The organism is Streptomyces fildesensis, from assembly GCF_016107395.1.
Lineage (GTDB): Bacteria > Actinomycetota > Actinomycetes > Streptomycetales > Streptomycetaceae > Actinacidiphila > Actinacidiphila fildesensis.
Genome location: NZ_JAAIKO010000169.1, coordinates 1 through 524 on the forward strand (window position 1 = coordinate 1; position 524 = coordinate 524).

Annotated in this window: 1 protein-coding gene; it reads left to right on the plus strand. The window is 66.2% G+C overall.

Annotated elements, in window-relative coordinates; all coding sequences use genetic code 11:
• A partial coding sequence (locus tag C6N31_RS42435) for a M48 family metalloprotease (protein ID WP_198359651.1) occupies positions 1 to 524 on the plus strand: 524 nt, incomplete at both ends.

Below are 524 nucleotides of genomic sequence, written 5' to 3' on the forward strand. Positions count from 1 at the left end.
CAGCTGACCGCCCGCATGGTGGTCACGATGTTCCTGCTCGGGCTGGTGTACGTGGCGTTCATCGCCGCGCTGATCGTGCTGCTCAAATCCGTCGTCCTGGTGATCGTCATCGCCGCCGGGCTGCTGGTCGCGCAGTTCTGGTTCTCCGACCGGATCGCCCTGTACTCCATGCACGGCCACCTCGTCAGCCGCGAGGAACAGCCCGAGCTGCACGGCGTCATCGACCGGCTCTGCGCCACCGCGGACATGCCCAAACCCCAGGTGGCAATCTCCGAAATGGATTTGCCCAACGCGTTCGCCACCGGCCGCAACGCCGACCATGCCGTCGTCTGCGTCACCACCGGACTGCTGCGCCGCCTGGAGACCGACGAACTCGAGGGCGTCCTGGCCCACGAGCTCTCCCATGTCGCCCACCGTGACGTCGCGGTGATCACCATCGCCTCGTTCTTGGGTGTGATCGCCGGGCTCATCGTCCGCTTCGCCTTCTACTCCCAGCTGTTCGGCGGACGCAACGATCGCGACCA